The following is a 15,158-nucleotide window of genomic DNA, read 5'->3' on the forward strand; positions in this document are numbered from 1 at the left end:
CAAACAACTTTGCCTCGCGTCGCGAGGCAAACCAAACCGATTGATGCTCTTAGAGCGCAAACTCGGTATTTACGCTATAGCCCAGAGCCCATCTCACCAATGATTATGACATAAAATCGCTGATGAGATAGGTTCTAACGTCACAGCGTAGAAAAGGGCATCGAATGATGCCCTTTCAGTACGTATTGCGTCAAATATTATCAGCGATTAAGCGATAACTTTAGCAACAACGCCCGCACCAACAGTACGGCCGCCTTCACGGATTGCGAAACGCAGACCGTCGTCCATCGCGATCGGGTGGATCAGGGTAACAACCATCTGAATGTTGTCGCCCGGCATTACCATCTCAACGCCTTCCGGCAGTTCGATGGTACCAGTCACGTCAGTAGTACGGAAGTAGAACTGCGGACGGTAGCCTTTGAAGAACGGAGTGTGACGACCGCCTTCTTCTTTGGACAGGATGTACACTTCAGATTCGAACTTGGTGTGCGGCTTGATGGTGCCCGGCTTAGCCAGTACCTGACCACGTTCGATCTCTTCACGTTTGATACCACGCAGCAGAACACCTACGTTCTCGCCTGCACGGCCTTCGTCCAGCAGTTTGCGGAACATTTCAACGCCGGTACAAGTGGATTTCGCGGTGTCTTTGATACCAACGATTTCAACTTCTTCACCCACTTTGATGATGCCGCGCTCTACACGACCGGTCACAACGGTACCACGGCCGGAGATGGAGAACACGTCTTCGATCGGCAGCAGGAACGGCTTGTCAATCGCACGCTCTGGTTCCGGGATGTAGCTGTCCAGTGCTTCGGCCAGTTCTACAATCTTGTCTTCCCACTCTGCTTCGCCTTCCAGCGCTTTCAGAGCAGAACCACGGATTACCGGAGTGTCGTCGCCCGGGAAGTCGTACTGAGACAGCAGCTCACGCACTTCCATCTCAACCAGTTCCAGCAGCTCTTCGTCATCAACCATGTCACATTTGTTCAGGAACACGATGATGAAAGGAACGCCTACCTGACGACCCAGCAGGATGTGCTCACGGGTCTGCGGCATCGGGCCGTCAGTCGCAGCAACAACCAGGATCGCGCCGTCCATCTGAGCAGCACCGGTGATCATGTTTTTCACGTAGTCGGCGTGCCCTGGGCAGTCAACGTGTGCGTAGTGACGGCTCGGGGTATCGTACTCAACGTGAGAGGTGTTGATGGTGATACCACGTGCTTTTTCTTCCGGCGCGTTATCGATCTGGTCGAAAGCACGAGCCTGGCCACCGAATTTCTTAGCCAGTACGTTAGTGATTGCAGCGGTCAGCGTTGTTTTACCGTGGTCAACGTGGCCGATAGTACCGACGTTAACGTGCGGTTTTTTACGTTCAAACTTTTCTTTAGACATCGATTGTCCCTCTAATACACGAGTAAATCGGTGGTTTCACCACATTAACCAAGCAAGTGCTTGCTGAATCCACAACAGAAAGATAATCAGGGGCGAGAAAAAAAGAAGTGGTGCTGATAGGCAGATTCGAACTGCCGACCTCACCCTTACCAAGGGTGCGCTCTACCAACTGAGCTATATCAGCACATCTTGGAGCGGGCAGTGGGAATCGAACCCACATCATCAGCTTGGAAGGCTGAGGTAATAGCCATTATACGATGCCCGCATCCTGGAACTCGGCTACCTGATTTTTCTGTAGATTGTTAAAGCTGAAAGAGGATTGGTATCGTTCGTCTCTTCCAACTTCACCTGAAGCCTTTTGAGTGGCTCCAAGCTTACCCTATCGCTAGGGTGAATTTGGTGGTGGGGGAAGGATTCGAACCTTCGAAGTCTGTGACGGCAGATTTACAGTCTGCTCCCTTTGGCCGCTCGGGAACCCCACCTGAGTACTTGATAATGGTGCCGGCTACCGGAATCGAACTGGTGACCTACTGATTACAAGTCAGTTGCTCTACCTACTGAGCTAAGCCGGCATCAAGTGCAGCGCATTCTAGGGAGACATCGGCACCTATGCAACAAAAAAATTGCTTTCTGTGTGCTTCCGCTCAGTTTTCATCCAAAACAGGCTGATTTGTTATCGAAGCTGCCCTGTCTTGTTGAAATAATACTCAAAAATCATTTTTACCCCTTTGCACCAGCCCACGTTATTGCTCAAAATCAATTCGTCCCGCTTCTCTATTTACACGCCTTTCTGAACCCCGCAGGTCGAGTGTTCGCTCTTATCTTACTGGTGATACCGCGTTTTAGAGTGGTTACGTTACACTCTCCTGGTAGCAATCAATTAGGCTGACTTGTGGATCTGCATAAGGAGTTGTAATCCAGCTCCCAAAGAAAACATGTGCTTGTGAGAAAATTGTCTACGGAAAAAACGAAGGTGTTTATAATGGTCGGCTTGTTTACTGTCTGGGCTGGCTATTACGCCTCTCCCGACCTGCGCTAACAGGCAGACGTAGCTTATGACCAAGAAAGACCAATCGCTGGCGACGCCCTATCTACAGTTTGATCGAACCCAATGGGCGGCGCTGCGTGATTCAGTCCCCCTCACGCTGACGGAAGAAGAGATCGTCAAGTTAAAAGGGATCAATGAAGATTTGTCTTTAGAGGAAGTGGCACAGATCTATCTGCCCCTTTCACGACTGTTAAATTTCTACATCAGTTCTAACTTGCGTCGTCAGGCGGTGCTCGAGCAATTCCTTGGCACTGATGGGCAAAAAATTCCCTATGTTATCGGCATTGCCGGTAGTGTGGCGGTCGGGAAAAGCACGACAGCTCGCTTACTTCAGGCGTTACTCAGCCGGTGGCCTGAGCATCGCACTGTTGAACTCATTACCACCGATGGTTTCTTGCATCCGAACAAGGTATTGCAGGAACGTGGATTAATGAAGAAGAAAGGCTTTCCGCAATCCTATGATATGCACAACCTGGTGCGGTTTGTTTCTGAAGTAAAATCTGGTGCTCAGAAAGTTACTGCGCCTGTTTACTCGCATCTTATTTACGACATCATTCCTGATGGCAATAAAACAATAGAGCAGCCAGATATTCTGATCCTTGAGGGATTGAATGTCCTACAGAGTGGCATGGATTATCCACATGATCCACATCGCGTATTTGTCTCTGATTTTGTGGACTTTTCTATTTATGTTGATGCCCCGGAAGCGTTGCTGCAACGATGGTATATCAATCGCTTCCTGAAGTTCCGCCAAGGCGCATTCTCCGATCCCAACTCCTACTTCCATAATTATGCGAAGTTGCCAGAACCGGAGGCGATTAATATCGCTACGCAGTTATGGCAGGAAATTAATGGGTTGAACCTGCAACAAAATATATTACCGACCCGAGAACGCGCTAGCTTAATTATGACGAAAAGTGCCAATCATGCCGTCGAATCGGTACGTTTAAGAAAATAGAGGCGGGGATGTCCCCCACTTTGAGTTATGCGCTGCGCAGGGAGATTTCGCCACCAATAAAGGGCTTGATCTCCCCTTCACGTTCCAAAAGCAGCCCGCCCTGATTATCGATTCCTCGTGCAATGCCGAATATCTCCTGTTCGCCAATCAACAGTTTTACTTGGCGATCCTTGAAATTATCCAGCCGATTCCAGCGCGAAATAAATGGCACTAAGCCCTCAATCTCAAACTGGCGTAGGGCCTGACGCAACTCTTTTAAGATCATGGCTGTCAGTTGATTGCGATCGATATTCACGCCCGCCTCTTGCAGGTTAATCCATCCCTGATTGATAGCTTGACTGGATGATTCACGCATTGCCAGATTGATACCGGCACCGATAACCAGTTGAGCCGCATCACCGGTTTTTCCTGTCAGTTCTACCAGAATTCCAGCCAGTTTCCGGTCACGCAGGTAGAGATCATTAGGCCATTTGACCCGCACATCTTCTGCACCCAGGTTCTGCAAGACTTCCGCCATCACGATACCTATAACCAGGCTCAATCCCATGGCGGCAGCAGGCCCCTGCTCCAGACGCCAGAACATCGATAGATAGAGGTTTGCTCCAAATGGCGAAACCCATTGTCGGCCGCGCCTTCCCCGGCCTGCTTGCTGATATTCAGCCACACACGCGTCACCCGATTTCAATTGGTGGATGCGTTCCATCAAGTATTGGTTGGTGGAGTCAATGACGGATAACACCGTCACTTGCCCTTCCGGCAGGGTCGTCAGAATCTTCTCTTCATCCAGTAACTGTATGGGTGCAGGCAAGCTATAGCCCTTACCTGGAACGGTAAAGATATCCAAGCCCCATTCGCGGATAGTGTGGATATGCTTGTTAACAGCAGCGCGGCTCATGCCCAATGCTGTGCCCACCTGTTCGCCAGAGTGGAACTCGCCGTCAGCAAGGATCGCGATCAGCCGTAAAGGGGTGGTGTAATCTTTCATGCCAATGCTCCTACTGCGTCCACTTCTCCATGAGCCGCAATAAAACGCACCTCCGGCTCCAACCAAATACCAAAGCGTTCTGCTACCGTTTCACGCACATGCCGGGCCAGGGCCTTAATTTCTGCACCTGACGCCCCACCCTGATTAATCAATACCAGCGCCTGATTACGGTGAACAGCTGCGGCGCCTTGGGCATATCCTTTCAAATGGCACTGGTCAATTAACCAGCCAGCCGCCAATTTGATAGCCCCATCGGGCTGAGGGTAAGCCGGCACGGTCGGAAACTCTTTTTTAATTTTCTCAAATGCCGCCGGCTGCACGACAGGGTTTTTGAAGAAGCTACCTGCATTCCCAGTGACAGCAGGGTCGGGTAATTTACTGCGCCGCATTTGGCAGACCGCTTCAAACACCTCTTTTGCGGTAACCGTAGTGCTGTCCAGATTACGCAGATCGCCATAGGCCAATACCGGCTGCCACTGTTTGGTAAGTTTAAAACCAACGGCAATGACCGCGTATCCTTGGCGATAATGATGCTTGAATACACTTTCACGGTATCCAAATTGGCAGGCTTCGTTACTCAAGCGGAATGTTTTACCGTTCTCCAGATCGAGCACGTCCACATATTCACATACCTGTTTTAATTCGACGCCGTAGGCACCGATATTTTGGATTGGCGAGGAGCCTACACATCCTGGGATGAGCGCCAGATTCTCCAGGCCCATAATCCCCTGTTCCAGGGAATAACACACCAACTGATGCCAATTCTCACCGGCACCAACATGCAGACGCCAATCAGTGGCCGACTCAGTCAGGGTGATACCCATGATGCGGTTCAGGATAACAGTGCCACCAAAATCCTCGAGGAAAAGCATATTGCTCCCCTCGCCCATCAACAATACATCGTGTTGTTGATGCCTGGCTTCCTGCCATGCCGCGTGCAGCTGCTCCACAGTCGTCGCAATAACCAGCTGTTGGGCGCTGGCTGCTATATGGAAAGTATTATAAGGATGCAAAGATACTGGATTAGCCATTACGAAAACTCATCTCAACGTGATCCCGGATAGTCTACCCGATCCTAATCAATGCAGATCGCTTGTTTATCAGTTATCGCTTCTGTAATGGAAATAGTGAATTGATCGGCAGTGATTTTGGCGGGATGAGCTAAATAAATAGCAGGAAAAATAAGCAAAATGATGATTTTAAGACAACAAAAAAGCCCCATGCTGTCGCATGAGGCTGTTTTGTGAATGGATGCCTGGCAGTTCCCTACTCTCGCATGGGGAGACCCCACACTACCATCGGCGCTACGGCGTTTCACTTCTGAGTTCGGCATGGGGTCAGGTGGGACCACCGCGCTCGTGCCGCCAGGCAAATTCTGTGCTCTGACCGCCCACCGGGCCATCAGATATCTGAACCAAGCTGAATATCGTGTCTCTAAAAACACCTTCGGTGTTGTAAGGTTAAGCCTCACGGGTCATTAGTACCGGTTAGCTCAATGCATCGCTGCACTTACACATCCGGCCTATCAACGTCTTCGTCTTAAACGTCCCTTCAGGAGGCTCAAGGCCCCAGGGAAGACTCATCTTGAGGCAAGTTTCGCGCTTAGATGCTTTCAGCGCTTATCTTTTCCGCACTTAGCTACCGGGCAGTGCCATTGGCATGACAACCCGAACACCAGTGGTGCGTTCACTCCGGTCCTCTCGTACTAGGAGCAACCCCTCTCAATCTTCCAACGCCCACGGCAGATAGGGACCGAACTGTCTCACGACGTTCTAAACCCAGCTCGCGTACCACTTTAAACGGCGAACAGCCGTACCCTTGGGACCTACTTCAGCCCCAGGATGTGATGAGCCGACATCGAGGTGCCAAACACCGCCGTCGATATGAACTCTTGGGCGGTATCAGCCTGTTATCCCCGGAGTACCTTTTATCCGTTGAGCGATGGCCCTTCCATTCAGAACCACCGGATCACTAAGACCTGCTTTCGCACCTGCTCGAGCCGTCACTCTCGCAGTCAAGCTAGCTTATGCCTTTGCACTAACCTCACGATGTCCGACCGTGATTAGCTAACCTTCGTGCTCCTCCGTTACTCTTTAGGAGGAGACCGCCCCAGTCAAACTACCCACCAGACACTGTCCTCACCCCGGATAACGGGGCCGAGTTAGAACATCAAACATTAAAGGGTGGTATTTCAAGGTTGGCTCCATGCAGACTGGCGTCCACACTTCAAAGCCTCCCACCTATCCTACACATCAAGGCTCAATGTTCAGTGTCAAGCTATAGTAAAGGTTCACGGGGTCTTTCCGTCTTGCCGCGGGTACACTGCATCTTCACAGCGAGTTCAATTTCACTGAGTCTCGGGTGGAGACAGCCTGGCCATCATTACGCCATTCGTGCAGGTCGGAACTTACCCGACAAGGAATTTCGCTACCTTAGGACCGTTATAGTTACGGCCGCCGTTTACCGGGGCTTCGATCAAGAGCTTCGCGTTGCCGCTAACCCCATCAATTAACCTTCCGGCACCGGGCAGGCGTCACACCGTATACGTCCACTTTCGTGTTTGCACAGTGCTGTGTTTTTATTAAACAGTTGCAGCCAGCTGGTATCTGCGACTGGCTTCGGCTCTGGGAGCAAGTCCCTTCACCTACATGCCAGCGTGCCTTCTCCCGAAGTTACGGCACCATTTTGCCTAGTTCCTTCACCCGAGTTCTCTCAAGCGCCTGAGTATTCTCTACCTGACCACCTGTGTCGGTTTGGGGTACGATTTCGTGTTACCTGGAGCTTAGAGGCTTTTCCTGGAAGCAGGGCATCAGCTACTTCACCACCGTAGTGGCTCGTCATTGCGCCTCAGGGTTAACAAGAAAGCGGATTTACCTGCCTTCTCCCCCTACACGCTTAAACCAGGACAACCGTCGCCTGGCCAGCCTAGCCTTCTCCGTCCCCCTTCGCAGTAACACCAAGTACAGGAATATTAACCTGTTTCCCATCGACTACGCTTTTCAGCCTCGCCTTAGGGGTCGACTCACCCTGCCCCGATTAACGTTGGACAGGAACCCTTGGTCTTCCGGCGAGCGGGCTTTTCACCCGCTTTATCGTTACTTATGTCAGCATTCGCACTTCTGATACCTCCAGCAGACCTCACAGTCCACCTTCGCAGGCTTACAGAACGCTCCCCTACCCAACAACGCCTAAGCGTCGCTGCCGCAGCTTCGGTGCATGGTTTAGCCCCGTTACATCTTCCGCGCAGGCCGACTCGACCAGTGAGCTATTACGCTTTCTTTAAATGATGGCTGCTTCTAAGCCAACATCCTGGCTGTCTATGCCTTCCCACATCGTTTCCCACTTAACCATGACTTTGGGACCTTAGCTGGCGGTCTGGGTTGTTTCCCTCTTCACGACGGACGTTAGCACCCGCCGTGTGTCTCCCGTGATAATATTCTTCGGTATTCGCAGTTTGCATCGGGTTGGTAAGCCGGGGTGGCCCCCTAGCCGAAACAGTGCTCTACCCCCGAAGATAAATTCACGAGGCGCTACCTAAATAGCTTTCGGGGAGAACCAGCTATCTCCCGGTTTGATTGGCCTTTCACCCCCAGCCACAAGTCATCCGCTAATTTTTCAACATTAGTCGGTTCGGTCCTCCAGTTAGTGTTACCCAACCTTCAACCTGCCCATGGCTAGATCACCGGGTTTCGGGTCTATACCTTGCAACTAGACGCCCAGTTAAGACTCGGTTTCCCTACGGCTCCCCTATTCGGTTAACCTTGCTACAAAATATAAGTCGCTGACCCATTATACAAAAGGTACGCAGTCACCCTGATAAATCAAGGCTCCCACTGCTTGTACGTACACGGTTTCAGGTTCTATTTCACTCCCCTCGCCGGGGTTCTTTTCGCCTTTCCCTCACGGTACTGGTTCACTATCGGTCAGTCAGGAGTATTTAGCCTTGGAGGATGGTCCCCCCATATTCAGACAGGATGTCACGTGTCCCGCCCTACTCATCGAACTCACAGCCTGTGTATTTTTGTGTACGGGACTATCACCCTTTACTGTGCGACTTTCCAGACGCTTCCACTAACACACAAACTGATTCAGGTTCTGGGCTGTTCCCCGTTCGCTCGCCGCTACTGGGGGAATCTCGGTTGATTTCTTTTCCTCGGGGTACTTAGATGTTTCAGTTCCCCCGGTTCGCCTCACTGCACTATGTATTCATGCAGAGATAGTGTGACGTATCACACTGGGTTTCCCCATTCGGGTATCGTCGGGTATAACGCTTCATATCAGCTTACCGACGCTTATCGCAGATTAGCACGCCCTTCATCGCCTCTGACTGCCTAGGCATCCACCGTGTACGCTTAGTCGCTTAACCTCACAACCCGAAGATGTTTCCATCAGGGTGTGATTATTTGAGAGACTCTCTTACATGCGCCATCTCTCAAGACTTCTACGGAGAGAGACAGGGCTGTAAGGTTTCAATTTTCAGCTTGTTCCAGATTGTTAAAGAGCAAATATCGTAAACCTGACTCGTAAGTCAGCTTTAAGATATCGGTTGATAATGTCTTTCACCCATCATCAGCAAGTGGCGTCCCCTAGGGGATTCGAACCCCTGTTACCGCCGTGAAAGGGCGGTGTCCTAGGCCTCTAGACGAAGGGGACACGTGGTCAGCTTCGCAGACGCTTTGCTCGTACATCTATCAGACAATCTGTGTGAGCACTGCACAGTCAAATATCTCTAGGTAAGGAGGTGATCCAACCGCAGGTTCCCCTACGGTTACCTTGTTACGACTTCACCCCAGTCATGAATCACAAAGTGGTAAGCGCCCTCCCGAAGGTTAAGCTACCTACTTCTTTTGCAACCCACTCCCATGGTGTGACGGGCGGTGTGTACAAGGCCCGGGAACGTATTCACCGTGGCATTCTGATCCACGATTACTAGCGATTCCGACTTCATGGAGTCGAGTTGCAGACTCCAATCCGGACTACGACGCACTTTATGAGGTCCGCTTGCTCTCGCGAGTTCGCTTCTCTTTGTATGCGCCATTGTAGCACGTGTGTAGCCCTACTCGTAAGGGCCATGATGACTTGACGTCATCCCCACCTTCCTCCGGTTTATCACCGGCAGTCTCCTTTGAGTTCCCGACCGAATCGCTGGCAACAAAGGATAAGGGTTGCGCTCGTTGCGGGACTTAACCCAACATTTCACAACACGAGCTGACGACAGCCATGCAGCACCTGTCTCAGAGTTCCCGAAGGCACCAAGGCATCTCTGCCAAGTTCTCTGGATGTCAAGAGTAGGTAAGGTTCTTCGCGTTGCATCGAATTAAACCACATGCTCCACCGCTTGTGCGGGCCCCCGTCAATTCATTTGAGTTTTAACCTTGCGGCCGTACTCCCCAGGCGGTCGATTTAACGCGTTAGCTCCGGAAGCCACGCCTCAAGGGCACAACCTCCAAATCGACATCGTTTACAGCGTGGACTACCAGGGTATCTAATCCTGTTTGCTCCCCACGCTTTCGCACCTGAGCGTCAGTCTTCGTCCAGGGGGCCGCCTTCGCCACCGGTATTCCTCCAGATCTCTACGCATTTCACCGCTACACCTGGAATTCTACCCCCTCTACGAGACTCTAGCTTGCCAGTTTCAAATGCAGTTCCCAAGTTAAGCTCGGGGATTTCACATCTGACTTAACAAACCGCCTGCGTGCGCTTTACGCCCAGTAATTCCGATTAACGCTTGCACCCTCCGTATTACCGCGGCTGCTGGCACGGAGTTAGCCGGTGCTTCTTCTGCGAGTAACGTCAATCGGCAAGGTTATTAACCTTACCGCCTTCCTCCTCGCTGAAAGTACTTTACAACCCGAAGGCCTTCTTCATACACGCGGCATGGCTGCATCAGGGTTTCCCCCATTGTGCAATATTCCCCACTGCTGCCTCCCGTAGGAGTCTGGACCGTGTCTCAGTTCCAGTGTGGCTGGTCATCCTCTCAGACCAGCTAGGGATCGTCGCCTAGGTGAGCCATTACCCCACCTACTAGCTAATCCCATCTGGGTTCATCTGATGGCGCGAGGCCCGAAGGTCCCCCGCTTTGGTCTTGCGACGTTATGCGGTATTAGCTACCGTTTCCAGTAGTTATCCCCCTCCATCAGGCAGATCCCCAGACATTACTCACCCGTCCGCCGCTCGCCGGCAAAGTAGCAAGCTACTTCCCGCTGCCGCTCGACTTGCATGTGTTAGGCCTGCCGCCAGCGTTCAATCTGAGCCATGATCAAACTCTTCAATTAAAAGCTTGATGTGCTACACAAGGTAGCGATGCTCAAAGGTTACTGTTTGAATTTTACTTCAGTTAGTCACTCTTCAAGACTTAATATTTTGTGCATCCGAAGATGCTCGATATCGTCTTGTGAGTGCCCACACAGATTGTCTGATAAATTGTTAAAGAGCAGTCGTTACCGTTTCGTTTCGGTAACGTGGGAGGCACATATTACGCTTTCCCACCGGAGAGTCAAGCACTATTTTCTAGTGTTTTCAGCGTCTCCGCTGAGGGCCTCTCCGCTGACCCGGCGACGTGTTGGTCGTTGTTCCCGGTCAGTGGAGGCGCATTATAGGGAGTTCTCGGCAGGCCGCAACCCCTAATTTTAAAAAATTATCTGACCGCAGTTTTTTTCACCACAACGCGGCAATAAACGGCGATATGCCTACTATTTACCCGCGATTCGCGCGATTTCCTGGGCAAAGGCGGCCACATCGTTCCAGTCCGTGTACTCCACCTCTTTACTGGTGTCCGTCTCTCCGCCGGTCATTTTCATAATAAAGCGGATCATCACCTTATCCAGCCAGCGGTAGCGAGGGTAACGCAGGGCGCCAGCAAACACCGCGCTGCGTGTAGGCTGCCAGGGGGAAGCCAGCAGGAACTTGCGGACATAGGGATTGGTCTGCGGCGTACGCTTTTCCGGTTTGCGCGCGGTGAGATTCACGCCATAAAAAGCGGTAGGTAGCCGATTCAGCATTTCGGCATGTTGTTTTACGAACTTATCCAGCGCCGGATTGAAGTGGCCATAGCGAATCGATGCACCAATTACCACCACGCCATACTCTGCCAGCGGCAGTTGCCCAGCATTCTGAAGATCCACCACGTCGCATGGCAATGTCTCCTTCAGACAGCTTGCCAGATAAGAGGCGATGGCACGGGTTTGTCCATCAGTGGTGGAATAGAGAAGGAGTGCTTTCATCTGTTGCTCCTGTTTTGGTTAGTCACGCCAGAAGGTCGGGGTGAACAGTACCAAAAGGGTAAAAACTTCGAGCCGGCCGAACAGCATGGCAATCATCAGTATCCACTTTGCCGGCTCATTCATCGTATTAAAGTTGTCGGCGACCCTGCCCAGCCCTGGGCCAAGGTTATTCAGCGTCGCGGCAACCGCAGAAAAAGCGGTGAACTCATCCACGCCTGTGGCGCACACCGCCAGCATACAGACGATGAACACCAGCGCATACGCGGAAAAGAATCCCCAGATGGCCTCAATGATGCGATCCGGCAGCATCCGGTTCCCCAGCTTAATGGTATAGACCGCATTGGGATGCACCAACCTTTTCATTTCACGTGAGCCTTGCAGGGAGAGCAGCAGCACGCGGATCACTTTCATCCCACCGCCGGTCGAGCCAGCGCAGCCACCGATAAAGGAGGAGCAGAGCAGCAAAATCGGCAGGAACAGCGGCCAGCCAGCGATGCTGACCGTGGTATAGCCCGCCGTGGTGGACATGGAGACCGCCTGGAAGAAAGCCTGATTCAGCGCCAGCAGGCTGGATGGGTAGAGTTCATGCCGCCACAGCACCAGCGTGCAGATCGCCGTCAGGGTGCACTGTATCAGAATAAAGATGCGGAACTCCGGGTCACGCCAATAGACACCGATCCGGCGATTGGTGATCAGGGCGAAGTGCAGGCCAAAATTGCAGGCGGAGATCAGCAGGAACAGTGCCACCAGCGTATTAATGGTGGGATTATTGAAGTAGCCGATGCTGGCATCGTGGGTGGAGAACCCGCCAATGGCGATGGTCGAGAAACTGTGGGTGATGGCATCGAACCACGGCATCCCGGCACCGCGCAGCGCCAGCGCACAACTGATGGTCAACAGTAAATAGATAAGCCAGAGCGTTTTGGCGGTCTCCGCGATGCGCGGGCGCATTTTATTGTCTTTCAGTGGCCCCGGCATCTCTGCCCGGTAGAGCTGCATTCCCCCGACACCCAGGATCGGCAGGATAGCCACAGCCAGCACAATAATGCCCATCCCACCAAACCATTGCAGCATCTGCCGGTAGAAGAGGATGGCCTTCGGCAGGTGGTCCAGCCCCACCAGCACCGTAGCACCGGTAGTGGTTAACCCGGAGAAGGATTCAAAGAGGGCATCAGTCAGTGAAAGCGCTGGCTTGTCAATAAAGAGGAAAGGAAGGGCGCCGACGCTGCCAAGCACTGTCCAGAACAGCACGACAATCAGAAAGCCCTCGCGCGCTTTCAGCGGCTGCTTCTGGGTTCGGTTGGGTAGCCAGAGCAGCACACCGATGAGCAGCGCGGCGACAAACGTTTGGATAAAGGCACGTCCCGCGCCGTCACGGTAGATCAGGGCGACCGCGCCGGGCACCCACATGGTGCCGGAAAAGAGCATGACCAACAGCCCGACGATCCGGGTAATGGTGCGATATTGCATGGCGCCTCTCCGTAGGCGATTTATGACGGCGGAGAGGATACCGGTTTTAGTGTGAGCGCCCCCCGGCTCAGATCACGCAAACGTGCGGAAACCGTTTCGGTCACGGTTTGCGGCAGCGCCACCCGTAACGTGACCTGCGCGCCATACTCCCCCTCCAGCAGCGTGCCCTGATACTGCGCCAGCAGCGTCTCAATCATGGAGAGGTGCGCATAGTCACACAGCAGGAAGAACTCAGCCTGCGGCACCTTCTGCTGGGTGGGCAGGCTTTTCAGCGCCTGTTGTACGCCGCTGCCATAGGCTTTCACCAGCCCACCGGTGCCCAGCTTGATGCCGCCGTAGTAGCGCACTACCACGGCGACCACCTCCCCTACCCCGCTGCCGAGCAGTTGGGCAAGGATTGGCTTGCCCGCCGTGCCGGAAGGCTCGCCATCATCAGAGAAGCCGAGCTGCTGGGAATCCCCCGGCGCGCCCGCCACAAACGCCCAGCAGTGGTGCCGGGCGTCGGGGTGTTCCTGTCGGCACTGCTGGACGAACGCCTTGGCGGCTTCCGTTCCCTCCGCATGGGCCAGCAGGGTGATGAAGCGGCTCTTTTTAATCTCTTCGCTGACAGTGACCGTTTCAGCGGGTATTGGGTAGGGTTGCATCAGGCCAGTTTCAGGTCGCGGGTCATGTTCTCAATGCGATCCGCGTAGATGACCACGTTGTCCTCAATGCGGATACCGCCGTAAGGCTTCAGCGCCTCAATGCGTGACCAGTTGAAGTGCTGGCTGAACTCCCCTTCCCGCCACGGTGCCAGCAGGGAATCAATAAAGTAGAGGCCCGGCTCGATGGTCAGCACCATGCCCGGCTCCAGCACACGGGTACAGCGCAGGAAAGGATAGCGGGAGGGCGCGGCGAGATGGGTGCCGTGGTCATCCTGCATAAAGCCGGCGACGTCATGCACCTGCAACCCCAGCGGATGCCCCAGACCATGCGGCAGGAATGGCGTGGTCAGCCCCTGCTCCACCATTGCTTCCTCACTCAGCCCCTGCACCAGATCGTGCTTTTTCAGCAGGCTGGCGATGCGGTGGTGCATTTGCACATGGTAATCGGTGTAACGGGTGCCCGGCTTGAGGGTGGCGATCACCGCCAGCTCCTGCTCATTGAGATCGCTGACCAGCGCCGCGAAATCACTCTCTGGCTGGGCGGCATAGGTGCGGGTGATGTCAGCGGCATAGCCGTTATACTCCGCGCCCGCATCCAGCAGGAAACTGCGCAGCTCCGTCGGTGCGCGCTGCTCCAGCTGCGTATAGTGCAGCACCGCCGCGTGCTCATTCAGCGCTACGATGTTGCCGTAAGGCACATCGGTATCGCGGTGGCCGGTGGCAGTCAGGTAGGCCATATTGATGTCGAACTCGCTGAGGCCAGAGAGGAATGCCTCATACGCCGCCTGATGGCCCACCACCGCCAGCTTCTGCGCCTCACGCATACAGGCCAGCTCATAGCTGGTCTTATAGGCGCGGTAGTAATGGAGATAGTCAATCACGCCCTGTGGGTTGATGTTATCGGCGCTAAAGCCAAGCTGGCGCGCACGCGGCTGGGCATAACCGAGGTAAGCGATGCGCTCACGGGCGGCGGGCAGCAGGCTGGCAATCTCATCGGCGCTCTTGAGCGCGATCACCTCGACCTCTTCCGTCCAGAAGCTCTCCGGCAGCGGCTCCACCTTGTGCCAGTAATCCACCGGCGCGTAGAACCACAGCTTCGGCTTGTTCACGCCATCCACCCACAGCCAGCAGTGCGGCACCTGGGTGACCGGCACCCAGGCCTTGAACTGGGGATTGACCTTGAAGGGGTAGTCATGGTCATCCAGGAATACCGTCAGCGGTTCGCCGGAGTGGATCAGCAAACCGTCGAGTTGATGGCGCGCTAGCGCCTCGCGGGTCCGTTGCTGGAGGGTAGCGATATGGTCTTTATAAAGCGAAGAGAGCGTTTCCATCACAGTATCCTTTTAGCTTCACATGATCCGGGCATATTACCACAGCCACAGTAGGGGCGTAGCCTCCAGCGGTTTGTGATCCCTTCGGCAAATAAACAACGATTCAT

The 15,158-nt window shown here is 53.5% G+C and carries 8 protein-coding genes, 5 tRNA genes and 3 rRNA genes; 1 reads left to right on the plus strand and 15 read right to left on the minus strand.

Annotated elements, in window-relative coordinates:
* Positions 1-207: 207 nt before the first annotated feature.
* The 5 genes from tuf to ACK3SD_RS16355 form a co-directional block, all read right to left on the minus strand.
* Positions 208-1,392 carry an elongation factor Tu gene (gene tuf, locus ACK3SD_RS16335; RefSeq protein WP_137761935.1) on the minus strand — a complete coding sequence of 395 codons (1,185 nt, stop codon included), beginning with the start codon at positions 1,390-1,392 and terminating at the stop codon, positions 208-210.
* 108 nt (positions 1,393-1,500) lie between these two features.
* Positions 1,501-1,576 (minus strand) — tRNA-Thr (locus ACK3SD_RS16340).
* A gap of 6 nt (positions 1,577-1,582) precedes the next feature.
* Positions 1,583-1,657, minus strand: a tRNA-Gly gene (locus ACK3SD_RS16345).
* 132 nt (positions 1,658-1,789) lie between these two features.
* Positions 1,790-1,874, minus strand: a tRNA-Tyr gene (locus tag ACK3SD_RS16350).
* Positions 1,875-1,888: 14 nt separating this feature from the next.
* A tRNA-Thr gene (locus tag ACK3SD_RS16355) sits at positions 1,889-1,964 on the minus strand.
* A 483-nt stretch (positions 1,965-2,447) separates the two neighbouring features.
* Here ACK3SD_RS16355 and coaA point away from each other — a divergent pair.
* Positions 2,448-3,398: a type I pantothenate kinase gene (gene coaA / locus ACK3SD_RS16360; RefSeq protein ID WP_137764591.1), complete on the plus strand. Its 951-nt coding sequence runs from the start codon at positions 2,448-2,450 to the stop codon at positions 3,396-3,398.
* 25 nt (positions 3,399-3,423) lie between these two features.
* Here coaA and birA read toward each other — a convergent pair whose 3' ends face one another.
* From birA to pepQ, 10 genes are all read right to left on the minus strand, one after another.
* On the minus strand, positions 3,424-4,383 hold the full coding sequence (birA, locus tag ACK3SD_RS16365) for a bifunctional biotin--[acetyl-CoA-carboxylase] ligase/biotin operon repressor BirA (protein WP_481126177.1): 960 nt from the start codon (positions 4,381-4,383) through the stop codon (positions 3,424-3,426).
* Positions 4,380-5,414, minus strand: a complete 1,035-nt coding sequence (gene murB / locus ACK3SD_RS16370) for a UDP-N-acetylmuramate dehydrogenase (RefSeq protein WP_481126178.1) — start codon at positions 5,412-5,414, stop codon at positions 4,380-4,382. The genes birA and murB overlap by 4 nt, the downstream gene beginning before the upstream one ends.
* Positions 5,415-5,636: 222 nt before the next feature.
* Positions 5,637-5,752: ribosomal RNA gene (gene rrf / locus ACK3SD_RS16375) — 5S ribosomal RNA — on the minus strand.
* A gap of 87 nt (positions 5,753-5,839) precedes the next feature.
* Positions 5,840-8,749, minus strand: a 23S ribosomal RNA gene (locus ACK3SD_RS16380).
* 211 nt (positions 8,750-8,960) lie between these two features.
* Positions 8,961-9,036, minus strand: a tRNA-Glu gene (locus tag ACK3SD_RS16385).
* 81 nt (positions 9,037-9,117) lie between these two features.
* Positions 9,118-10,658, minus strand: a 16S ribosomal RNA gene (locus ACK3SD_RS16390).
* The 16S, 23S and 5S rRNA genes sit together here with 1 tRNA gene alongside, the layout of an rRNA operon.
* A gap of 417 nt (positions 10,659-11,075) precedes the next feature.
* Positions 11,076-11,606, minus strand: coding sequence for a menaquinone-dependent protoporphyrinogen IX dehydrogenase (gene hemG / locus ACK3SD_RS16395; protein WP_481126179.1), 531 nt, complete (start codon positions 11,604-11,606; stop codon positions 11,076-11,078).
* A gap of 18 nt (positions 11,607-11,624) precedes the next feature.
* Entirely contained in the window at positions 11,625-13,076 is a 1,452-nt protein-coding gene (gene trkH / locus ACK3SD_RS16400) for a Trk system potassium transporter TrkH (RefSeq protein ID WP_481126180.1), read from the minus strand.
* Positions 13,077-13,096: 20 nt separating this feature from the next.
* Positions 13,097-13,720, minus strand: coding sequence for an IMPACT family protein (locus ACK3SD_RS16405; RefSeq protein ID WP_481126181.1), 624 nt, complete (start codon positions 13,718-13,720; stop codon positions 13,097-13,099).
* A complete protein-coding gene (gene pepQ, locus ACK3SD_RS16410) occupies positions 13,720-15,051 on the minus strand; it encodes a Xaa-Pro dipeptidase (protein WP_481126182.1) in 1,332 nt (443 codons plus the stop codon). Before pepQ ends, ACK3SD_RS16405 begins: the two co-directional genes overlap by 1 nt.
* Positions 15,052-15,158 lie beyond the last annotated feature (107 nt).

This window comes from Chimaeribacter sp. YP20170169 (assembly GCF_056739715.1).